The sequence below is a fragment of the Streptomyces humidus genome, assembly GCF_014649655.1.
In the GTDB taxonomy this organism is placed as follows: Bacteria; Actinomycetota; Actinomycetes; order Streptomycetales; family Streptomycetaceae; genus Streptomyces; species Streptomyces humidus.
In genome coordinates this window covers 67,220-88,174 of the sequence record NZ_BMTL01000025.1, presented here as the reverse complement: position 1 = coordinate 88,174, position 20,955 = coordinate 67,220, and the positions used below count along the sequence as shown (strand labels likewise).

The window sequence follows — 20,955 nt, the reverse complement described above, 5'->3', positions numbered from 1 at the left end:
GTGTCCCGGACGGGCCGAGGTGCGTCCGGAGGCCGGTCGAGGTGCATCGGGAGGCCGGCCTAGGTGCATCCGGAGGCCGGTCGAGGACAGAAGGACAGGCGACGTCTATGATCACTCGACCGATGACTGTCTCAATGATTGAGATTGTTCATCCTCGAGTATCACTGCCGTCGAGCTGTCCGCCCCTTCCTCCGGAGCTGGAGAACGATGTCTGCCACCCCCCGACGCGCCCGCTGGCTCGTCCCGGTCCTCCTCGTCGCCGTCTGGCTCGGCGTCGGCGGCGTCCTCGGCCCCTACGCAGGGCGGCTGGGCGAGGTCGCCACCAACGACCAGGCCGCCTTCCTGCCACGCAGCGCCGAGTCGACCGAGGTCGTCGCCGCGCAACGCGCCTTCCGGCAGAAGGAGACGCTCCCGGCGATCGTCGTGTGGACCGCGGGCGGCGAGGCCGGAGCCGGCGCGCCCGTGATGGAGGACCGGCTGGCGGACGCCGACAAGGCCCTCGCGCTGCTCGCCCGCGACCGGGGCGCGTCCGGCGCGGTGTCGCCCGCGCTGCTGTCCGAGGACGGCAGGGCCATCGAGGGCGTGGTGCCCCTGCGCCCCGACCTCGGGGACGACCTCGCCCCCACCCTCGACCGGATCCGGGCCGCCGCGGAACGCGTCCCCGGCACAACGGTCCAGCTGGCCGGACCGGCCGCGACCCGGGCGGACCTGGCCGACGCCTTCGCGGGCATCGACGGACTGCTCCTCGCCGTCGCGCTGGCCACCGTCCTGGTCATCCTGCTGCTCGTGTACCGCAGCGTGCTGCTCCCCCTGGTGATCATCTTCAGCGCGGTCCTCGCCCTCGGCCTCGCCTGCGCGATCGTGTACGCGCTCGCCGACCACGGCCTGGTGCGCGTCGACGGGCAGGTCCAGGGCATCCTCTCCATCCTCGTGATCGGCGCGGCCACCGACTACGCGCTGCTGCTGTCCGCCCGCCACCGGGAGGAACTCGCCGCGGGCGCCGACCGGTTCGCCGCCGTCAGGGGCGCGCTGCGCGGCTTCTGGGGAGCGATCGTGGCCAGCGCCGCCACCGTCGCCCTCGGCTTGCTCGCGCTGCTGCTCAGCGATCTCACCAACAACCGCGCGCTCGGACCGGTCGGCGCCGTCGGCATCGGCTGCGCCGTGCTCAGCACGCTGACCTTCCTGCCCGCCGTCCTGCTGCTCCTCGGCCGGGGCGCCTACTGGCCCTCACGAGCCCCCGCGGGCGGCGCGGGCCACGGGGTGTGGCGGCGCGTCGCCGCCCTCGTCGACCGGGCCCCGCGCCGCGTGTGGGCGGTCGCCCTCGTCGTCCTGCTGGCCGGGGCCGCCTTCGCCCCGACGCTCGCCTCCAAGGGGACGCCCCTCGACGAGACCTTCGTGAACGACGCCCCCTCCGTCGCCGCGCAGCAGACCCTCGGCCGGCACTTCCCGGGAGGCTCCGGCAACCCCACCGTGATCATCGCGGACGCCGACCGGCTCCAGGAGGTCCTGGCCGCGTCCCGGAACACCGAGGGCGTCGCCTCGGCGGCCGGCGTCGGCGCGTCCGGACGTCCGGGCGGCGCGCCGCTGGTGGTCGACGGGCGGGTACGCGTCGACGCCACCCTGACCTCCGCGGCGGACGGCGACGAGGCGCTGCGCACCGTGGCGCGCCTGCGCACCTCCCTGCACGCCGTCCCCGGAGCGAACGCCCTCGTCGGCGGATACACGGCCCAGCGCTACGACACCCTGCGCACCGCGGAACGCGACCGCACCCTCATCGTCCCCGTCGTCCTCGCCGTCATCCTCCTCGTCCTGACGGTCCTGCTGCGCTCCCTGCTGACCCCTGTTCTGCTCGTGGCCACGGTGGCGCTGAACTTCCTCGCCACCCTGGGCGTCTCCGCTCTCGTCTTCCGCCACGTGTTCGGCTTCAGCGGCACCGACCCGTCCGTCCCGCTGTACGGATTCGTGTTCCTGGTGGCGCTCGGCGTGGACTACAACATCTTCCTCATGTCCCGGGTGCGCGAGGAGTCGCTGCTGCACGGTGTGCGCGAGGGGGTCCTGCGCGGGCTGGTCACCACCGGCGGCGTCATCACCTCGGCCGGTGTGGTGCTCGCCGCCACGTTCGCCGCGCTCGGGGTGATCCCGCTGGCCTTCCTCGCCCAGATCGCCTTCATCGTCGCCTTCGGCGTCCTGCTCGACACGCTCGTCGTGCGCTCGCTGCTGGTGCCCGCGCTGGTGCGGGACATCGGGCCCCGCGCGTGGTGGCCCGGACGGCTCGGCCGCGACCCGGGCGAGGCAGATGACGCCCCGTCGACCCGGGGGTGAACATGTTCGCGCCGATCCCGGGAAAACGAGTACCGAGAAGTTGTCCGTTTCGCATCGGGAGGTGTCTGCCGCTATGAGCGCGAAGGTCTTGGAGCGTTTCCCCGCAGGATCCCCGCGGGGATCGTGGCCGGCGGAGGAGTACGCGGCCCGGCGGCGAGCCGAGGGGGAGCCCGCGACCGTGGTCATGGACCTGAAGTCGGACGCCTTCCTCGTCGTGGTCCCCCACGGCGACGAAGACTGAGCTCTGCGAGGCCGGGCGTCGCCCGGCAGGGTCCCTCGGCGTCCGTGTCGCCCCGGACCCGCCCGCCGGCGACGCCCGGCCCCCTCGGCAGCACGCGGCCCGTTCGGCGGGCACGGGTGACGAGTGGGTGCGGTGCGGTCGTGATCGTGGACGTGGACGTGGACGTGGACGAGATTGTTTCTCGCTTTCCGGCGCGGGGTGTCGATCCGGGGCGGTGCTGTTCGTGTAGGAGGTGAGACAACCGCACGACACCCCCCCCGGAGGACGTCATGACGCACTACCTGCTCAGCGTGGTCCAGCCCGCCGGCGGCGAGCCGCCCGCGGCCGAGGAGCTCGCCGACATCGTGCGCCGCGTGCAGGCGTACAACGACGAGCTGCGCGCCGCCGGCGCCTGGGTCTTCGCCGGCGGACTGCACGGACCGGAGACGGCCACGATGCTGCGGCCCAAGGACGGCGACGTCCTCGTCACCGACGGGCCGTACGCCGAGGGCAAGGAGTACCTCGGCGGCCTGTGCCTGATCGAGGCCGCGGACCTGGACGAGGCCCTGGAGTGGGGCCGCAAGGCGGCCCTCGCCACCACCCTGCCCATCGAGGTGCGCCCGTTCGCCGACGCGCACTGAACGATGCCGGACACCACCGACGTCGAGGCCGTGTTCCGCGAGGAGTACGGCCGGGCCGTCGCCGTCCTCGTCCGCTTCCTCGGCGACATCGACCTCGCCGAGGAAGCGGTCCAGGACGCCTTCGTCGCGGCCGTGCGGCGCTGGCCGCAGACCGGTGTGCCGCCCAGCCCCGCGGGGTGGATCATCACCACCGCCCGCAACCGGGCCGTGGACCGGCTGCGCCGGGAGTCCGCCCGGGACGCCCGCCACGCCGAAGCCGCCCTGCTGCACGCCGCCGACCAGCCCGTGGAGGAGGGCCCCGTGCGCGACGACCGGCTCCGCCTGGTCTTCACCTGCTGTCACCCCGCGCTGGCCCCACAGGCGCAGGTCGCCCTCACCCTGCGCCTCCTCGGCGGCCTCAGCACCGCACAGATCGCCCGCGCCTTCCTCGTCCCCGAACCGACCATGGCCCAGCGCCTGGTCCGCGCCAAGGCGAAGATCCGCGACGCCCGCATCCCCTATCGGGTGCCCCGCGACGCCGACCTGCCCGACCGGCTGGGGGGAGTGCTCGCCGTCGTCTACCTGATCTTCAACCAGGGGTACGAGGGCGATCCCGGCCTCTGCGCGGAGGCCGTGCGCCTGGGCCGGCTCCTGACCGAGCTGATGCCGGACGAACCCGAGGTCACCGGACTGCTGGCGCTGATGCTGCTCGTCGAGTCCCGGCGCGCGGCACGCGAGGACACCGACGGCACGCTGGTGCCGCTGCCCGACCAGGACCGCGGCCGCTGGGACCGGGACCTGATCGCCGAGGGGCAGGCGCTCGTCCGCCGCTGCCTGCGCCGAGGCCGCCCCGGTCCCTACCAGATCCAGGCCGCCGTGCAGGCCGTCCACAGCGACGCGCCGACCGCCGCCGCCACCGACTGGCGGCAGGTCCTCGCCCTGTACGACCAGCTCATGGCGCTCGCGCCGAGTCCGGTCGTGGCGCTGAACAGGGCGGTCGCCGTGGCCGAGACCGATGGCCCGGGCCGGGCCCTGGAGCTGGTCGACGGGCTGGACCTCGACGGCTACCACGTCTGGCACGCCGTCCGCGCCGACCTGCTGCGCCGGCTCGGCCGGACCGCCGAGGCGGCGGGCGCCTACGAGTCGGCCCTCGCGCTGTGCGGGAACCCGGCGCAACGCGCGCTCCTCGACCGACGCAGGCGCGGACTCCTCGCCGGGCCGGGAATGAATCACGGCGCATGAAAGGTTGGCATATACACCGAGCTGACCGCTCGCCCCGAACCACCAGGGCCGCAAGGCCCGCGCACCCCCAGCGAGGCACCGTGACCACCGCAGCGACCCCCGAGCAGCCCGCCGACGTCGTCGCCCGGCTGCGCGCCGCCTTCCGCGCCGGCCGCACCAAGCCCGTCGCCTGGCGCACCGACCAGCTGCGCCGGCTGCGCGCGCTGCTCACCGAGCAGGGCGCGGAGCTGGCCGCCGCCCTCCACGCGGACCTGGGCAAGAGCTCCACCGAGGCCTACCGCACCGAGATCGACTTCACCGTCCGCGAGATCGACCACACCCTCGGCCACCTGGACGAGTGGCTGCGCCCCGAGTCCGCCCCGGTCCCGGCCCACCTGGGCGCGGACGCGAGCGCCTGGACGCAGTACGACCCGCTCGGCGTCGTCCTCGTCATCGCACCCTGGAACTACCCCGCCCAGCTCCTGCTAGCCCCGCTGGTCGGCGCCCTCGCCGCCGGAAACGCGGTGGTCGTGAAGCCCAGCGAGCTGGCGCCCGCCACCTCCGCCGCCCTGGCCCGGCTGCTGCCCGCCCACCTCGACACCGAGGCGGTGGCCGTCGTCGAGGGCGGGATCCCGCAGACCACGGCCCTGCTCGCCGAACGCTTCGATCACATCTTCTACACCGGCAACGGCGCCGTCGGCCGGGTGGTCCTGCGCGCCGCCGCCGAACACCTCACTCCGGTCACGCTCGAACTCGGCGGCAAGTCCCCGGCGTTCGTCGACCGCGACGCCGATCTCACCGTGGTCGCCGGCCGGTTGGCACGGGGCAAGTTCCTCAACGCCGGCCAGACCTGCGTCGCCCCCGACTACGTCCTGACCGACCCGCGGACGGCCGCCGCCCTCGAACCCCTCCTGAAGAGCGCGGTCGAGACGCTGTACGGCGCCGACCCGCAGGCCTCCGCGGAATACGGCCGCATCGTCAACGAGCGCCACTTCGACCGGCTCAGCGGCCTGCTCGGCTCCGGCCACCTCGTGGTCGGCGGCGGCAGCGACCGCGCGGACAAGTACATCGCGCCGACCGTCCTCGCCGACGTCGACCCGAAGTCGCCCGTCATGCAGGAGGAGATCTTCGGCCCGATCCTGCCGATCGTCACCGTCGACGGCCTCGACGAGGCGATCGGCTTCATCAACGACCGCGACAAGCCGCTGGCCCTGTACGTCTTCAGCGACTCCGGGGCGACCCGGGAGCGCATCGCCGCCGAGACCTCCTCCGGCGGTCTCGGGTACGGCCTGCCTCTCGCCCATCTCACCGTCTCCGACCTGCCGTTCGGCGGGGTGGGGGAGAGCGGCATGGGCAGCTACCACGGCCGCTACTCCATCGAGACGTTCAGCCACCGCAAGGCGGTCCTGGCGAAGCCGCTGAACTGAACGGTGCGCACGGCGGACGACGGCCTCCGGGCGAGGAGGCCGTCGTCCGCCGTGCGCGGGCGCCGCGGTCGTGGGCCGCTCCGGAGGAGACTGGCGCGAGGTAGGTTTTACGTATAACCTCACCCGTCGATCCCCTTCCGGAAAGTTCTCCGGATCGCTCCGCGCCCGCCTGCGAAAGGTCCCGATGAGTCGCATCGCCCTGGTCACCCTCGTCGTCGACGACTACGACGAGGCGATCCGCTTCTACACCGGGGCGCTCGGCTTCCGGCTCGTCGAGGACGCGCCCCGCCCCGACGGCGCCCGCTGGGTCGTCGTGCGGCCCGGGGAGCGCCAGGACGGCGTCGGCCTGCTCCTGGCCCGTGCCGCGGGCGACGCCCAGCGCGCCCGGATCGGTGACCAGACCGGCGGCCGCGTGGGCTTCTTCCTGCACACCGAGGACTTCGCCGGCGACCACGCCCGCATGCTCGCCGCCGGGGTGACCTTCCTGGAGGAGCCCCGTCACGAGCCGTACGGCTCCGTCGCCGTCTTCCAGGACCTGTACGGGAACCGCTGGGACCTGCTCCAGCCGGCCACCGCCTGAGCACCGCCCGCCGAACCACTCGCCGAGGAACACGCACATGCCCCGCATCGACACCGACACCCTCCGCCGCCTTCCCAAGGCCGTCCTGCACGACCACCTCGACGGCGGCCTGCGCCCCGCCACCGTCGTCGAGCTGGCCGAGGCGGTCGGCCACACCCTGCCCACCACCGACCCCGACGAGCTCGCCGCCTGGTACGTCGAGGCCGCCGACTCGGGCGACCTGGTGCGCTACATAGCCACCTTCGAGCACACCCTCGCCGTCATGCAGACCCGTGAGGGCCTGCTGCGCACCGCCGAGGAGTACGTGCTCGACCTGGCCGCCGACGGCGTCGTCTACGGCGAGGTCCGCTACGCCCCCGAGCTGATGCTGAACGGCGGGCTGACGCTCCCCGAGGTCGTCGAGGCGGTCCAGCAGGGTCTGGCCGCCGGCATGGCGAAGGCCGCCGCCGCCGGTACCCCCGTCCGGGTCGGCACCCTGCTCTGCGGCATGCGCATGTTCGACCGCACACGCGAGACGGCCGACCTCGCCGTCGCGTTCCGGGACGCGGGCGTCGTCGGCTTCGACATCGCCGGCGCCGAGGACGGCTTCCCGCCCGCCGACCACCTCGACGCCTTCGAGCACCTGCGCCGCGAGAACGTCCCCTTCACCATCCACGCCGGCGAGGCCCACGGCCTGCCCAGCATCCACCAGGCCCTCCAGGTGTGCGGCGCCCAGCGCATCGGGCACGGCGTGCGCATCACCGACGACATCGTCGACGGCAAGCTCGGCCGGCTCGCCGGATGGGTGCGCGACCGCCGGGTCGCCCTGGAGATGTGCCCGACCTCCAACCTGCAGACCGGGGCGGCCGCCTCCGTCGCCGAGCACCCGATCACCGCGCTGAAGGACCTCGGCTTCCGGGTCACCCTCAACACCGACAACCGGCTGGTCTCCGGCACCACGATGACGCGCGAGATGGCGTTGCTGGTCGAGGAGGCGGGCTGGGGCGTCGAGGACCTGCGCACGGTCACGGTGAACGCCCTCAAGAGCGCGTTCGTCCCGTTCGACGAGCGCAGGGCTCTCATCGAGGACGTCGTCCTGCCGGGCTACGCGGCCGCGCTCTGAAGCAGCCCGCGGACGTAGGCGGCCTGTCCGATGTGCTGGAGGTCGTCGGACAGCACGCTCACCAGGCGCACGCCCAGCGTGACCGGCGGATCCCAGCGCTCGTCGACGACGCGCTCCAGATCCGCCGCGGTGAGCGCACGCAGCGCCGTCAGGGTCTGCGCGTGCACGGCGTCGTGGTACCCGGTCAGCAGACCGGCCTCCCGGACCCGCACCTTCGCCACCTGCGCGGCGCCGTGGCCGTAGCCCGTGTCCCCGGGCGGGAGGTCCAGGCCGAACCGCTCCTCCCACTCCTGGGCCGGCCACACCTGGTCGAGCCCGAAGGCGTCCGCGACGTGGTCGTCCTGGACGCGGGTGAGATGCCACACCAGCCAGGCGATCGAGTTGGCCTCGGCGGCGGGCCGGGTCCCGAGGCCGTCGGGGCCCAGGCCCTCGACGGCCGCGTGGACCTCTTCCCGGACACGGCCGAACCCGTCGATGAGGATGTCCTTGGCATGCATACGTCCACCATGGCTCAGCGCACGCTCATCCGCCCCCCGTCTCCAGCAGCCCCATCAGCGACCGTGCCGCGGGGCTGGTCGCCCTGGCGGGCGGCAGCAGGGCGACCGTCTCGTAGGCCGCCTCGCCCGTGCCCTCGAGGGCCAGGGCGGTGAGGGCCTCGCGCTTGTGCCGGAAGTGACGCGGCACGACCGCCACCCCCAGGTTCTCGTCCACCAGGTCCAGGAGATCGTGCACGTCGTTGACCTCCAGCGCGACCGTGCGCCGCACCCCCGCCCCGGCGAACGCGGCGTCCGTGGCACGCCTGGGGCCCCAGTCGGGGTGGAAGTCGACGAACACCTCGCCGGCCAGGTCCTGAGGCGTCACCGCCGCCGGCGCCCCGGCGAGGCGGTGGTCGGGATGGCACAGCACGTACATCGGCTCGGCTGCCAGCGGCACGCAGCGCAGCTGATCGGTGTCCGACTGGGTGCGGTAGGCGAAGGCCAGGTCGAGCCGGCCGGCCGTCACCTCCTCGCCGAGCGCGCCCGAGCCGGTCTGGCGCAGCCGGATCTCCACGTCGGGGTGGCGCCGCCGGAACGCCGCGAGCAGCCCCGCCACGTGCACCCCGGCGATGCACTGCTCGGTCCCCACCGACAGGGTGCCGCGGACCACGCCCTGCACGGCGGCCACCGCCTCATGGGCCGCCCGCACCTGTGCCAGGACACGCTCCGCCTCCGCCAGCAGCGCCCGGCCCGCCTCCGTCAGCGTCACCCTGCGGGTGGTCCGCACGAACAGGGGAGCCCGCAGCTCCCGCTCCAGCGACCGGATCGACGCCGACAACCCCGACTGGGAGACCATGAGGCGTTCGGCGGCCCGGGTGAAGTGCTGGTCCTCGGCGACCGCTACGAAGTGCTGGAGGTGACGCAGTTCCATGATTGAGAAGCGTATCCGCTGAATCTCATCGGATTCTTCTGTTGGACCACTGCCCGCAGGCGGGGCGAGAGTGTGTAGCGGTTCACGGGGCCGATCCCCCCGACCCGATCGTCGTGCCAACCCCCTCTGGAGTCGCGTTGTACACCGCACACCCCGACCGTTACGCGGACATGCCCTACCGGCGCACCGGACGCAGCGGCCTGAAGCTCCCCGCGCTGTCGCTCGGGCTGTGGCACAACTTCGGCCCGGACCGCCCCGTCGAGACGCAGCGGGCCATCCTGCGCCGTGCCTTCGACCTCGGGATCACCCACTTCGACCTGGCCAACAACTACGGCCCGCCGCCCGGCGCCGCCGAGTCCGCGCTGGGCGGGTTCCTGAAGAGCGACTTCGCGGCGTACCGCGACGAGCTGGTCATCTCCACCAAGGCCGGCTACCTGATGTGGCCCGGCCCGTACGGCGAATGGGGCTCGCGCAAGTACGTGCTGTCCTCCCTCGACCAGAGCCTGTCGCGCATGGGGCTGGACTACGTCGACGTCTTCTACTCGCACCGCCCCGACCCGGAGACTCCCCTGGAGGAGACGATGGGCGCCCTGCACTCCGCGGTACAGCAGGGCAAGGCGCTCTACGTCGGCGTCTCCAACTACTCGGCCGAGCAGACCCGCGAGGCGGCCCGCATCCTCGGCGAGCTGGGCACCCCGCTGCTCATCCACCAGCCCCGCTACTCGATGCTGGACCGCCGCCCGGAGAGCGAGGGCCTGCTCGACGCCCTGGACGAGCTCCAGGTCGGCTCGATCGTGTTCTCCCCCCTGGAGCAGGGTCTGCTGACCGGCCGCTACCTGGACGGCATCCCGGAGGACTCGCGGGCGGCGAGCGACAGCCCCTTCCTGAACTCCGAGGCGGTCACCGAGGAGCTCGTAGGCAAGCTGCGCGCCCTCGACGACATCGCGCAGTCCCGCGGTCAGTCCCTCGCCCAGCTCGCCCTCGCCTGGGTGCTGCGCGGCGGCCGGGTGACCTCGGCGCTGGTCGGCGCGAGCAGCGCCCGGCAGATCGAGGACAGCGTCGGCGCCCTGGACCGGCTGGACTTCGAGGACGAGGAGCTGGCCCGGATCGACGCGGTGATCAACGGCTGAGCCGCTCCGTCAGCCGCACGGTCACCGAGTCCCCCTCCTGCTTTCCGATCGCCTTGCGCACCTCGGCCTTGACGGGGAGCTTGTGGGCGCCGTCCCCCAGGGCCATGAACGAGCTGCGGAAGGGATGTCCGTCGACCGTTCCGCTGACCTTCACCGGTCCGCGGGTGCCGAAGAACGCGACGGACTCCGGCCAGACGAGATAGGTCCAGCCGCCGTTCGCCGGGCTCTTGCGCAGGACGGCGGTGAATTCGGCATTCAGCGTTCCGCTTTTGCCGCCGTCCGCCGTTCCGTGCGCGGTGGTGTTCTTGGTTCCGTCGGCGCTCATGTCGTCCTCCGCTCTCGGTGATCCCTTTTCGGGTGGACCGCCGCGAGCGGAGGAATTCATCGCTTCCCGGGTATGGCTTTCGCCGGGCACGCGGTCGAGGAACGGGCGCGCGGTCGAGGAATCCGAGGACGGAGGTGATCCGGTCCTGCGCGTCCAGCGTGATGACATCGGATCCGGCCACCGGCGCGGGTTCCCCGGCTTCCCTCGCCGGCTCCCAGGAGCGCCGGGCCGTGTCGTGGTGCCCGTCGACCACGCCCGTGGGGCGGAACGAGAAGCCCGGGAACCGCGCCTGCACCGCCGTGACCGAGGCGGCGATCTGCTCGTGGCCCACGGCGTCGGCGAGGGGGTCGGTGTACCGGCCGTCCTCCACCCACGCTGCGTCGACAGCCTTGGCCAAAGCCTCGGGTTCGCGGGCGTTCCAGGCCTCGAAGCAGCGGGCGACGGCGTTTCCGTGACGTTCGGTGTTCGCGGACGTGGGGAATCAGCCTCCGCCGCAGCCGTCGTCACTGGTCGGAAGCCGGATTCGGTCTTCGCCCATCCGGTGTCACCAGCCTGCCCCCGTCCGCCGCCGTCGTCGATTACCTGCCGGTAATGGCGGCGGCCCGCTGCATGCGCCGAATTCCGGCCATGAACAGGGGGAATATGCCAGGAGACTGGCCAAAAAGACATGGTGACAGTGATTCAGCAGTGAACATACTCGAACGTCAGGGACGAGTTCACTCACAGGAGCCGCACGGAAAGCGAGGAACCGCCGGCAAACCAGCACCGGGGGAGAGGGACGTGCACGACGAATTCCTGTGCCATGTCACCGCGTACGGCGTCTGCGACGGCCGGCGCATCGGCGTGCCGCTCGGCACCTACCGGGCTCCGACGCTGGCCCTCGCGCTGTGGTGGCTGCGGGACCGGGCCTCGTGGATGGCGGAACGGCTGGATCCGCAGCCCGAGAGCGAGCACATCCCGCCGGGCGCGCTGGTCCCGGTCGCCGACACCGTGCGCGACGTGCCCGCGCTGTTGCGGGCCTGGTGCGCCGACCTGGACCGGCAGGAACTGGTGGCCGACGAGCTGGCGGGCGGTCGGCTGGTACGCATCGCGGTCAGCGACGACACCACCGAGTACGAACTGCTCGCCGAGTCCGTCGACGCGCTCCGCATGCAGCGGACCGTGCCGGCCCTCGTCCTCCCCGTCGGCTGAAGCCCCTCGCCCCGACGTCGAGGTCGCCGGTCACGGGGGCGCCGCCGGCCGCGGCGATGACGCGAGCCCTTGCGGGCTTGCCCGCAGGCCCGCAAGGGCAGGGACCACACCCCCGAGACGGCCGGACGGTCCTGGAGAGCCGCCGTCACGCCGTACACCCCGGCGCGCGCGGTGTGTCCCTCGTCAAAGGGTTCTCGTCCCGCTCCGGCGGCGGACCGCTCCGGCCGCCACCCCGCCGACGAAGCCCGCGACCAGCCCCCACAACGCGGCCGCACCCAGCGCCGACCACACCACGGGGCGCAGGATCAGCCGACCGGACAGCTCGCCGCCCAGATCGCCGAGGCCGAGGACGGACAGACCGTAGTGCGCGGAGATCCGGCCCGTCAGGCAGATCATGACCACCGTGAGCACCAGCGCGGCCGCCGTGCGCACGGCGTGCCACCGGGGGCGTGTCCGGGGCGAGGAGTGCGCTGCCGCCAGGAACGCGGCCGCCGGCACCAGGACCGCGTCCACGACGACGAGCCACCACACGCGCCCGTCGTGCTCGGCCAGGGTGCTCAGGTTCAGCCGCACGGTGTCCGGACCGCGCAGCACCTCGTCCAGGACGTGCGGCATCGGCAGGGCGAACGGACCCTCCACCTGGCCGTTCCAGGTGGCGCCCAGGCCGATGGTGAACACCGGCCACACCAGATTGGGCATCCCCAGCAGCACCACCGCGAACGTCTCGGCCGGGCGCCCTCGGGTCGCCGCGACGACGAGCGCCACGACCACCCCCAGGGCGACGCAGACCAGCAGCAGCACCAGCATGGCGTGCGCGACCGGCCGCACCGAGGCCTGCAGACGCAGCAGCCGGGCCGGCAGGGGAGCCGACGGTGAGACCAACAACGCCGCCACGAACACGGCGGCCAGCCACACCGCGCCGGACACGAGCGTCAGCGGCACATCGGTGGTGAAGCCTGCCGTCGGGCTGACGCCGAACAGTTCGCCCAGGTCGTTCAGCGTGTCGTCGCCGAGGCGGAGCGCGAAGGTCCGGTGCGCGGCGAGCGCGGCGCCGAGCAGGCCGAGCAGCCAGACGACGGCGATCCGCGCCGCCCACCCGGCCAGTTCCGCGCCGCTCGCCACCGCCCGGCGCCGCAGCGGCCGCAGAAATCCCGCGCCGACCACGAGCGCCCCGACGAGAGTCACCGACAGCGGCATCACCGTCAGGTCCGCCCGGGTCCCGGCGAGCCCGCCCGCGTCGCCGGAGATCTCGACCGTGCCGCCGACGGCCGTGACGACCGTCGCCGCGACCACCCGGGGAAAGGCGCCGTCGGGCAGAGCCGAAGCACCGGCCGCCCACAGCCCCAGCGCGGCGACCACCCCCATGGCGATCAGCCCGGCCACTGCCGTGACGACCGCCCGGCCCCACCCGTGGCGGAGGACCGCCTGGTCGTGGGGGCCGTGGGTGCTCACCCCGCCACGCTAGGCAGCGGCGGCCGGGCGCGCCTGCCGGGAGGGCCGTTCGCGACCGGCCCTCCCGTCGGCCGCGGTCATGACCGCGGTGTGAGGCGCTCCACGGCCCCTGGACGCAGGAGGTGGTGAACGAGGGGGACTGTACGGCGCGACTCGGGGTACGAGCACTCGTGCACAGCAGCGTCCGGCCAGTCCGGCCTCCTGGAGAGAAACGCATGATCGAGCACATCGAGCACCTGGACGGGGCAGTGATACCGATTGGTTTCGATGTACCCGTGGAACCGCTGAGGCGGGCTGCGCACTACACCGGTGAGCCCGGCTGCATAGCCGAGGCCCGCGCCTTCGCGGCCCACTTCGTCGACCGGCTCAGAACCGAGTGGTGCGCGACGGTGGGTGATCGGGTGAGCGGCGAGGTGATGCTGGTGGTCAGCGAACTGGTGACCAACGCCGACCGGCACAGCAACGGGCCGTACATCCTGGAACTCGAGGGCACGGACTCCTCGGTCACGGTGTGCGTCTACGACAGCAGTGACGCGCTGCCGATGCGGTATCCCAAGGACCCCCAGAGGGTCGGCCGGCACGGCCTGGAGATCGTGCACGCGGTGGCCGTGGAGGTCACGGCCGAGCGCGTGCCGGTCGGCAAGCGGGTCCGCGCCGTGCTCAAGCTCGAAGCCTAGGCCGGTGGGGCGTCCCGCCCCACACTCCCGCCCTGCTGCCCCACGACGTGCCGTCGACCGCTCCGTGTCCTGCGTCGTCCCGCGGGTCTGCGGGACACCGTGACCTGCGGTCGCCCGATGCCCGCCAAGTCCGTCCACGTGCTTCGCCGCAGGCCTGCCGGTCGCGCCGTTCCACCGGTTCGCCGCACGCCTTCACCGGCCGACGAAGGCGTGCGGCGTGGCTCCCGCGCGGCCGAGCCGCTTCCCGTATCCGGCGGACGGCTCCGTCAGGCGCAGCCGAGCTCGCCCAGCATGCCCTGGCGCAGCCGGGCGATGATCCGCTTGATCAGGCGGGAGACGTGCATCTGGGAGCAGCCGAGCCGCTCGCCGATCTCCGCCTGCGTGGCCTCCTCGACGAACCGCATGTGGATGATCCGCCGGTCGCGCTCGCTGAGCTCGGCCATGAGCGGAGCGAGCGAGTGGTAGTCCTCGACGAGACGCAGTCCCTCTTCCTCCACGCCGATGAAGTCGGCGAGGACCGCTTCGCCGTTCTCCGGGCCGTCGCCGGTGAGCGCGGCGTCGAGGGAGGAGGAGTTGTAGCCGTTGGAGGCGATCTGCGCCTCGACGACCTGGCTCTCGGCGATGTTCATCAGCGTGGCGAGCTCGGCCACCGTCGGCTCCCGGTCGAGACGGCTGGCCAGTTCGTCCCGCGCCTTGGCGAGTTCGACGCGCAGTTCCTGGAGCCGCCGCGGTACGTGGACGGCCCACGTCGTGTCCCGGAAGAAACGCTTGATCTCACCGACGATGTAGGGGAGCGCGAACGACGTGAACTCCACCTCGCGGACCACCTCGAAACGGTCGATGGCCTTGATCAGGCCGATCATGCCGGTCTGGACGATGTCGTCCATGTCGTCCCCGCGGCCCCGGAACCGGCCGGCCGCGAACCGCACCAGGGACATGTTCATCTCGATGAGCGTGTTGCGCGCGTACTGGTATTCGTGCGTCCCCTCTTCCAGCACGGCCAGACGCCGGAAGAACTGTCGGGACAGTGTGCGGGCGTCGCGCGGAGCGATGCTGCGGGGCGCGTCGATGCCCGGCAGCATCGCGCCGTCCGTGCCGGCTCCGGTGCCGCCCTCGACGACCCCTGCCTCCGACCGGTTCACGGCGGTCTGCATGGTCTCTCCCTCGACAGTCACGGTTCGGCGTCCGTTGTTCTCCCGTGAGCGAGCACGAAAACATATGCCCGTCCAGGGGGCGGGTACCCGGTCCTCGCGGACCCATGCCTGCGAACCGCGAAGAAAAACCGTCACGGGAACCCGCCCGCCGGTCCCCCTTCCGCGCCCGCGCTTCCGTGCCTGCGCTCTCGGCCCTCCCTGCCGTACCTCCCTGCTGTGCCTCCCTGTCGTGCCCTTCCGCCGTGCCCTTCCGTCCGTGCGTTCCCACCCGGGCCGTCCGGGGAGCCCCGTCCACCGTCCCTGCGCCGATTCCACCGAGGGCGCAATGCCGGACCCTTGCGGGGCCGACCGGGGTTCTCAAGGCTTGAGCGGTGAGCAATCAAGAGGTGAGCAGTCAACCGCCGGACCGAGCCCGCGTGATCCCGTTGCGCCCGCCTGCCGCGCGTCCGGGCGTCCCCGCCTCCGCCCCGGCCGCCGTACCCACCCCCGTTCCCGCGGTCTCCCGGCGTGCCGCACGAGAGCCGCTGTGGCGGGACCTGGTCGGGGACGTCCTGCGCCGCGAGCGGCAGGCGCAGGAGCGCACCCTCAAGGACGTCGCCGACTCCGCCCGTATCTCCATGCCGTATCTGTCGGAGGTCGAGCGCGGCCGCAAGGAGGCCTCCTCCGAGGTCCTCGCGGCCGCCGCCCAGGCCCTCGGCCTGAGCCTGGGCGACCTGCTGACCCGGGCCCAGGGCGAGCTGGTCAGGCTCGCCGGCCGGCATCCCGCGCAAAGCCGCGCGACGCCCGCTTCGTCCTACGACGGGCTCTGCCTGGCCGCCTGACACGCCCCGTGGGCCGGTGTCTCACACCCTGGCGAGACGCCGGCTCACCACCTCGTCGGCCAGCCCGTAGGCCACCGCTTCCTGGGCGGTGAACACCTTGTCGCGGTCCATGTCGGCGCGCAGCGTCGTGATGTCGTGCCGGGTGTGCCGGGCCAGCACCTCCTCCACCTGCGAGCGGATGCGGACCATCTCCTTGGCCTGCAGCGCCAGATCCGACACCGTGCCCTGCCGGCCGCCGCTCGCGGGCTGCCCGAGCAGCACGCGCGCGTGCTCCAGGACGAACCGCCTGCCGGGGTCCCCGCCGGCCAGCAGCACGGCCGCCGTGGAGGCGGCCTGGCCGACGCAGAACGTCGAGACCGGGGCCTGGACGTACGTCATCGTGTCGTAGATCGCCATCAGCGAGGTGAACGAGCCGCCGGGCGAGTTGAGGTAGATCGCGATCTCGCTCTCCGGAGCAGACGACTCCAGATGGAGGAGTTGCGCGATGACGACGTTGGCGACGCCGTCGTCGATCTCCGTGCCGATGAAGATGATCCGCTCGGACAGCAGCCGGCTGAACACGTCGTAGGACCGCTCGCCCTGCGGGGTGCGCTCGACGACGTTCGGAATCGTGTAGGTCCCCATGTCACAGCCCCATCCGTCGCCTGGAGGCGGTGGGCTGGACGTCCGCGAGGGACTCCACGACCCGGTCCACCATGCCGTACTCCCTGGCCTGCTCGGCCGTGAACCAGCGGTCGCGGTCCCCGTCCCGGGAGATGGTCTCCGGGGACTGGCCGGTGTGCTCGGCGGTGATGCGCTCGATGGTCCGCTTGGTGAACTCCAGGTTCTCGGCCTGGATCTCGATGTCCGCGGTGGTGCCGCCGATCCCGGCGGACGGCTGGTGCATCATGACGCGCGCGTTCGGCAGCGCGTACCGCTTGCCGGGCGCGCCGACGCTGAGCAGGAACTGGCCCATGCTGGCCGCGAAGCCCATGGCGAGCGTCGAGACGTCGTTCGGGATGAGCCGCATCGTGTCGTAGATCGCCAGCCCCGCGTGCACCGATCCTCCCGGGCTGTTGATGTACAGGCTGATGTCGGTGCGCGGGTCCTCCGCCGACAGGATCAGCAGCTGGGAGCAGACCCGGTTCGCGGAGACCTCGTCGACTTGGGTGCCGAGCAGGACGATGCGCCGGCCGAGCAACTGGGCGGCGAGCTGGTCGTCGAACCGGGTGGGCGCCGTGTCGCCCTCCTCGGCCCGGGGAGCGAACGTGGTGAGTGGAGTCATCGGTTCTCCTCGTCGTGGCGCGGATGCCGTCGACTCCACTGTCGACCGCGCGTCGCGCCCGGACGCCGTTTCTCTGCCCGCGGCAGATTCGCCATGGGCAGAGCGCCGCGGGGGCGCCGGGCACGGCCCGCCGGAACGACCGGCCGTCTGCTCCGGTCCCGCGGTCCCACGGTCCCGCGGTTCGATCCGGGCGGGCGATCGGGCGATCGGGCGACCGGGCGGTCCGATCCGGTCCGGCCGATGAGTTTCGGGGCCGGCGGGAGTCGACACCCAAGACCGCGTCCCACACCCAGGAGGTATCTCATGACCACCGACGGATTCACCACGTGTCTCTGGTTCGACGGCCAGGCCGAGGAAGCCGCCCACTACTACGTCTCGATCTTCAAGAACTCCGCGATCGGGCGTGTCGGCCGCTACAACGAGGCGGGCCCCGGCCCCGCGGGCTCCGTGCTGGCCGTGGAGTTCACGGCCAACGGACAGAAGTTCGTCGGGCTCAACGGCGGCCCGCAGTTCAAGTTCAGCGAGGCGGTCTCCTTCCAGATCTACTGCGCCGACCAGGAGGAGGTCGACCACTACTGGGCCAAGCTCACCGAGAACGGCGGCGAGCCCGGCCCGTGCGGCTGGCTCAAGGACAGGTACGGCCTGTCCTGGCAGGTCATCCCGGACGGGCTGATCGAGATGATCAACGACCCCGACCCCGAGAAGTCCCTCCGCACCACCCGGGCCATGTACGCCATGGGCAAGCTCGACCTGACGGCCCTGCGCAGGGCCTACGAGGGCGAGTAGGCGCCGGACCCCGGGGGCGTGCCGACGGACCGGGACTCGGCCAGGATCTCTGCGATCACATGCCGGGAGTTCTCCGCCAGCGGCGGATTGGTCTCCCAGTAGAACGGCAGCTGGATCAGTGAGATCGACAGCGCCCAGCCCCGGCCGCGCGCCCACTCGGCGTCGTCGGCACCCACGGCCGCGCGGAAGGCGCCGCGCGCCGACGCGGGCAGCAGGTTCCACGCGACGATGAGATCGACGGCCGGGTCGCCGACCCCGACGCCCCCGAAGTCGATCACCGCCGTCAGCCGCCCGTCCTGGACCAGCACGTTCCCGGGCGAGAGGTCCCCGTGTGCCCACACGGGCGGCGCCGCACGGCCGGGCACACGCAGCGCCTCCTCCCACAGGGCGGTGACCGCGGCGGTGTCGATCCGCCCCGTGAGCCGGGTCAGCGCGTCGCGGGTGGGGCCGTCACGCTCGGCCAGCGGAACGCCCCGGTCGTTCGGTGGCCCGCCTCGTGGATCGATCCCGCGCAGGGCGGTGACGAACGTCGCCAGCTCCGCCGCCAGCGACAGCGGCCGCTCCACCGCGCCCGCGACCGGGTTGCGGCCGTCCAGCCAGCGGTAGACCGACCAGGGCCAGGCGAACCCCTCTCCCGGCCCGCCCCGCGCCAACGGCACGGGCGCCGCCACCGGCAGCGCCGGTCCCAGCCGGGTCAGCCAGCGCTGCTCGTGTCCCACGCTGTCGACCGCGCCGGGATGCCGGGGCAGTCGCACCACCTTGTCGTCCCCCAGCCGGAACATCGCGTTCTCCGTGCCGGAGGAGGGCAGCCGCCGCACGGGCAGCCCGGCCCATCGAGGGAACTGGGCGGCGACGAGCCCGCTCACCAGCGGGGCGTCGAGATCGACCTCGTCCGGACGCATCTTCACGGCAGCGCACATGCGTCCCATGGGACGCGGGCGACCGCCTCGCCGTCCAACGGATTTCGGATGGATTCCGGAGCGGAGGCGACCGGAGCGGTCCGGGCCTGTCCCGGCGACCGACCGGGTCGGTCCCGGCGACCGGTGTGCTCGGCGCGCGGGCCGAGGGCCGGGTGGCTAGCGTGAGGAACCGGACGAACCGTCTCATCAGGAGGGCTGTCGTGATGGCCGTACGACCAGAGGGAGCCCCGTGCTGGGCCGACGCGATGTTCAGCGACGTGGAGGGCGCCAAGAGCTTCTACGGCGACGTCCTCGGCTGGACCTTCGGCGAGGCGACGTCGGAGTACGGGAACTACACCCAGGCCTACGTCGACGGCAAGGCGGTGGCCGCCGTCGTCCCGCCGATGCCCGGCCAGGAGGGCCAGTCCCAGTGGTGCCTGTACCTCGCCTCCCCGGACGCCGCCGCGACGGCGGGCAGGATCCGTGAGAACGGCGGCGAGGTGCTGATGGAGCCGATGCAGGTGGGCGAGTTCGGCACGATGTGCCTGGGCCGCGAACCCGGCGGCGCCGTGTTCGGGGTGTGGCAGGCGGGATTGCACGAGGGCTTCGAGGCCCCGCCCGAGCAGCCCGGCGCGTTCTGCTGGGCCGAGGTCTTCACCCGCGAACCCGAGAAGACGGACGCGTTCCTCCCGGCCGTCTTCCCGTACAAGGCCAAGCAGATGCGGGACGACGCGGTCGACTTCCGGATGTTCGACATCGGCGGCGAGACCGTGCTCGGCCGCATGAGGATGACGCAGGAGTTCCCGCCCGAGGTGCCCTCGTACGTCAACGTCTACTTCAACGTCGACGACTGCGACGAGGCGGTGGCCAGGGCGACCCGGCACGGCGGCGTGCTGCGCTTCGGCCCGATGGACACCCCGTTCGGCCGGTTCGCGGCGCTCAGCGACCCGCAGGGCGCGAATTTCTCGGTGATCGACGTCACCACCACCGCGGGCGAGATGCCCCAGGTCGACGAGGTGTCCTAGCCGCTCGGACCGAAGGCCGCCGGGCCCGTGGCATGATCGTGCGCATGCGTGAACGAGTGGTGGCCGCGTGCGACGGGGCCTCGAAGGGGAACCCGGGTCCGGCGGCCTGGGCGTGGGTGGTCGCGGACGACGCGGAGGCGCCGGCCCGCTGGGAGGCGGGGCCGCTCGGCAGGGCCACCAACAACGTCGCCGAACTCACCGCCCTGGAGCGCCTGCTGGCGGCGACCGACCCGGCCGTGCCGCTCGAGGTCCGGATGGACTCGCAGTACGCCATGAAGGCCGTCACCACCTGGCTGCCCGGCTGGAAGCGCAACGGATGGAAGACGTCCGCGGGGAAGCCGGTGGCCAACCAGGAGCTGGTCGTGCGCATCGACGAGCTGCTCGACGGCCGTTCGGTCGACTTCCGCTACGTGCCCGCCCACCAGGTCGACGGCGACCCGCTCAACGACTTCGCCGACCGGGCCGCCAGCCAGGCGGCGGTCGTCCAGCAGCCGGCCGGCAGCGACCGGGGTTCCCCCGCGCCGCCGGCCTCGCCCGACACCCCGAAGACGGCGTCCGGACAGAAGAACGGCCGCCCCGCCGGGAACAAGTCGTCCCGGCGGAGCGGCGGTTCGTCCTCCCGCACGATCAAGGCCAAGTTCCCCGGCCGCTGTCCGTGCGGCCGTTCCTACGCGGCGGGCGAGGAGATCGCCAAGAACGCGCAGGGCTGGGGACACCCGGAGTGCCGTACGGCGGACGCGAGTTGAGCCTGGGCGCGGCCGTCACAGCACCGCGCCGCGCCAGCCTCCGGTCTCCAGGCCGCGCTTCTCGATGAACTCCTTGAAGCGTTCCAGATCGCCCTTGGTCCGGCGCTTCACGAAGCCCAGCTTGTCGCCGACGTTCTCGGCGACGCCCTCCGGCTGGAACGCCATCTGGAGCATCACCTTGGTGTGGTCGTCGTCGAGCCGGTGGAAGGTCACCACCCCGGCCTGCCGGGCCTCGCCGGAGACGGTGGTCCACGCGACCCGTTCATCGGGGATCTGCTCCGTGATCTCCGCGTCGAACTCCCGGTGCACGCCGTTGACGCTGGTCACCCAGTGCGTGAGCGTGTCGGAGCGCTGTTCGACGCGCTCCACCCCGCTCATGAACTCCGGGAACGTCTCGAACTGGGTCCACTGGTTGTAGGCGGTGTGCACGGGCACGCCGACCTCGATGGATTCCTCGACCTGCGACACGGTCGTCTCCTCCTGCGTTGTCGTGGTTCGTTCTGTCGGTGACGTCGGTGCGGGTACCCGTGACCCGTGCCGCAAACCGGGAGACGGTGACGTGCCCGCGCCGGTGCTCCGCCGGTGG

At 72.6% G+C, this 20,955-nt stretch carries 23 protein-coding genes and 1 pseudogene; 14 read left to right on the top strand and 10 right to left on the bottom strand.

What is annotated here, in order from left to right:
* Window positions 1–207: 207 nt before the first annotated feature.
* The 7 genes from IE239_RS27300 (at window position 208) to IE239_RS27270 (ending at window position 7,492) form a co-directional block, all read left to right on the top strand.
* Window positions 208–2,322, top strand: a complete 2,115-nt coding sequence (locus IE239_RS27300; protein ID WP_190152061.1) for an MMPL family transporter — start codon at window positions 208–210, stop codon at window positions 2,320–2,322.
* Window positions 2,323–2,395: 73 nt separating this feature from the next.
* Window positions 2,396–2,563 (top strand): DUF8839 family protein, encoded by a 168-nt coding sequence (locus IE239_RS27295; RefSeq protein ID WP_190152060.1) that lies wholly within the window; start codon window positions 2,396–2,398, stop codon window positions 2,561–2,563.
* A gap of 269 nt (window positions 2,564–2,832) precedes the next feature.
* Entirely contained in the window at window positions 2,833–3,183 is a 351-nt protein-coding gene (locus IE239_RS27290) for a YciI family protein (protein WP_190152059.1), read from the top strand.
* Window positions 3,184–3,186: 3 nt separating this feature from the next.
* Window positions 3,187–4,404: an RNA polymerase sigma factor gene (locus tag IE239_RS27285; RefSeq protein WP_190152058.1), complete on the top strand. Its 1,218-nt coding sequence runs from the start codon at window positions 3,187–3,189 to the stop codon at window positions 4,402–4,404.
* A complete protein-coding gene (locus tag IE239_RS27280) occupies window positions 4,401–5,810 on the top strand; it encodes an aldehyde dehydrogenase family protein (protein WP_190152057.1) in 1,410 nt (469 codons plus the stop codon). The genes IE239_RS27285 and IE239_RS27280 overlap by 4 nt, the downstream gene beginning before the upstream one ends.
* Before the next feature lie 184 nt (window positions 5,811–5,994).
* A complete protein-coding gene (locus IE239_RS27275) occupies window positions 5,995–6,390 on the top strand; it encodes a VOC family protein (protein WP_190152056.1) in 396 nt (131 codons plus the stop codon).
* 37 nt (window positions 6,391–6,427) lie between these two features.
* Window positions 6,428–7,492, top strand: a complete 1,065-nt coding sequence (locus IE239_RS27270; RefSeq protein ID WP_190152055.1) for an adenosine deaminase — start codon at window positions 6,428–6,430, stop codon at window positions 7,490–7,492.
* Here the strand turns inward: IE239_RS27270 and IE239_RS27265 are convergent.
* Together IE239_RS27265 and IE239_RS27260 are read right to left on the bottom strand one after the other, a co-directional pair.
* A complete protein-coding gene (locus IE239_RS27265; RefSeq protein ID WP_190152054.1) occupies window positions 7,474–7,989 on the bottom strand; it encodes a mycothiol transferase in 516 nt (171 codons plus the stop codon). The two genes, IE239_RS27270 and IE239_RS27265, sit on opposite strands and share 19 nt — an antisense overlap.
* 25 nt (window positions 7,990–8,014) lie before the next feature.
* The gene (locus tag IE239_RS27260; protein ID WP_190152053.1) at window positions 8,015–8,899 is read right to left on the bottom strand and encodes a LysR family transcriptional regulator; all 885 of its coding nucleotides are present in this window, start codon (window positions 8,897–8,899) and stop codon (window positions 8,015–8,017) included.
* 137 nt (window positions 8,900–9,036) lie between these two features.
* On the opposite strand from IE239_RS27260, the gene mgrA reads away from it, so the two are divergent.
* Window positions 9,037–10,029, top strand: coding sequence for an L-glyceraldehyde 3-phosphate reductase (gene mgrA / locus IE239_RS27255; protein ID WP_190152052.1), 993 nt, complete (start codon window positions 9,037–9,039; stop codon window positions 10,027–10,029).
* On the opposite strand, the gene IE239_RS27250 is transcribed toward mgrA, so the two are convergent.
* Together IE239_RS27250 and IE239_RS27245 are read right to left on the bottom strand one after the other, a co-directional pair.
* The gene (locus tag IE239_RS27250) at window positions 10,019–10,288 is read right to left on the bottom strand and encodes a DUF1905 domain-containing protein (protein WP_373308155.1); all 270 of its coding nucleotides are present in this window, start codon (window positions 10,286–10,288) and stop codon (window positions 10,019–10,021) included. The two genes, mgrA and IE239_RS27250, sit on opposite strands and share 11 nt — an antisense overlap.
* Before the next feature lie 169 nt (window positions 10,289–10,457).
* Window positions 10,458–10,826: pseudogene (locus IE239_RS27245) on the bottom strand (nuclear transport factor 2 family protein); the annotation flags it as partial.
* A 308-nt stretch (window positions 10,827–11,134) separates the two neighbouring features.
* On the opposite strand from IE239_RS27245, the gene IE239_RS27240 reads away from it, so the two are divergent.
* A complete protein-coding gene (locus tag IE239_RS27240) occupies window positions 11,135–11,545 on the top strand; it encodes a hypothetical protein (protein WP_190152050.1) in 411 nt (136 codons plus the stop codon).
* Between the two features lie 183 nt (window positions 11,546–11,728).
* Here IE239_RS27240 and IE239_RS27235 read toward each other — a convergent pair whose 3' ends face one another.
* Window positions 11,729–12,997, bottom strand: coding sequence for a streptophobe family protein (locus IE239_RS27235; RefSeq protein WP_190152049.1), 1,269 nt, complete (start codon window positions 12,995–12,997; stop codon window positions 11,729–11,731).
* A gap of 215 nt (window positions 12,998–13,212) precedes the next feature.
* On the opposite strand from IE239_RS27235, the gene IE239_RS27230 reads away from it, so the two are divergent.
* Window positions 13,213–13,674 carry an ATP-binding protein gene (locus tag IE239_RS27230; protein ID WP_190152048.1) on the top strand — a complete coding sequence of 154 codons (462 nt, stop codon included), beginning with the start codon at window positions 13,213–13,215 and terminating at the stop codon, window positions 13,672–13,674.
* A 266-nt stretch (window positions 13,675–13,940) separates the two neighbouring features.
* On the opposite strand, the gene IE239_RS27225 is transcribed toward IE239_RS27230, so the two are convergent.
* A complete protein-coding gene (locus tag IE239_RS27225; protein WP_190152047.1) occupies window positions 13,941–14,828 on the bottom strand; it encodes an RNA polymerase sigma factor SigF in 888 nt (295 codons plus the stop codon).
* A 386-nt stretch (window positions 14,829–15,214) separates the two neighbouring features.
* On the opposite strand from IE239_RS27225, the gene IE239_RS27220 reads away from it, so the two are divergent.
* On the top strand, window positions 15,215–15,649 hold the full coding sequence (locus IE239_RS27220; protein WP_190152111.1) for a helix-turn-helix domain-containing protein: 435 nt from the start codon (window positions 15,215–15,217) through the stop codon (window positions 15,647–15,649).
* A gap of 21 nt (window positions 15,650–15,670) precedes the next feature.
* Here the strand turns inward: IE239_RS27220 and IE239_RS27215 are convergent, their stop codons facing one another.
* Both IE239_RS27215 and IE239_RS27210 read right to left on the bottom strand, forming a co-directional pair.
* Window positions 15,671–16,273: a ClpP family protease gene (locus tag IE239_RS27215; protein ID WP_190152046.1), complete on the bottom strand. Its 603-nt coding sequence runs from the start codon at window positions 16,271–16,273 to the stop codon at window positions 15,671–15,673.
* Window position 16,274: 1 nt separating this feature from the next.
* Window positions 16,275–16,913 carry an ATP-dependent Clp protease proteolytic subunit gene (locus IE239_RS27210; protein ID WP_190152045.1) on the bottom strand — a complete coding sequence of 213 codons (639 nt, stop codon included), beginning with the start codon at window positions 16,911–16,913 and terminating at the stop codon, window positions 16,275–16,277.
* 303 nt (window positions 16,914–17,216) lie between these two features.
* Between IE239_RS27210 and IE239_RS27205 the strand changes: the two genes are divergently transcribed.
* On the top strand, window positions 17,217–17,699 hold the full coding sequence (locus IE239_RS27205; RefSeq protein WP_190152044.1) for a VOC family protein: 483 nt from the start codon (window positions 17,217–17,219) through the stop codon (window positions 17,697–17,699).
* Here IE239_RS27205 and IE239_RS27200 read toward each other — a convergent pair.
* The gene (locus IE239_RS27200) at window positions 17,684–18,628 is read right to left on the bottom strand and encodes an aminoglycoside phosphotransferase family protein (RefSeq protein ID WP_229878329.1); all 945 of its coding nucleotides are present in this window, start codon (window positions 18,626–18,628) and stop codon (window positions 17,684–17,686) included. The two genes, IE239_RS27205 and IE239_RS27200, sit on opposite strands and share 16 nt — an antisense overlap.
* Before the next feature lie 194 nt (window positions 18,629–18,822).
* On the opposite strand from IE239_RS27200, the gene IE239_RS27195 reads away from it, so the two are divergent.
* Both IE239_RS27195 and IE239_RS27190 read left to right on the top strand, forming a co-directional pair.
* Window positions 18,823–19,623, top strand: a complete 801-nt coding sequence (locus IE239_RS27195) for a VOC family protein (protein WP_190152043.1) — start codon at window positions 18,823–18,825, stop codon at window positions 19,621–19,623.
* A 32-nt stretch (window positions 19,624–19,655) separates the two neighbouring features.
* Window positions 19,656–20,369 (top strand): ribonuclease H family protein, encoded by a 714-nt coding sequence (locus IE239_RS27190; RefSeq protein ID WP_190152042.1) that lies wholly within the window; start codon window positions 19,656–19,658, stop codon window positions 20,367–20,369.
* Between the two features lie 15 nt (window positions 20,370–20,384).
* Here the strand turns inward: IE239_RS27190 and IE239_RS27185 are convergent, their stop codons facing one another.
* On the bottom strand, window positions 20,385–20,837 hold the full coding sequence (locus IE239_RS27185; protein WP_190152041.1) for an SRPBCC family protein: 453 nt from the start codon (window positions 20,835–20,837) through the stop codon (window positions 20,385–20,387).
* Window positions 20,838–20,955: the final 118 nt, after the last annotated feature.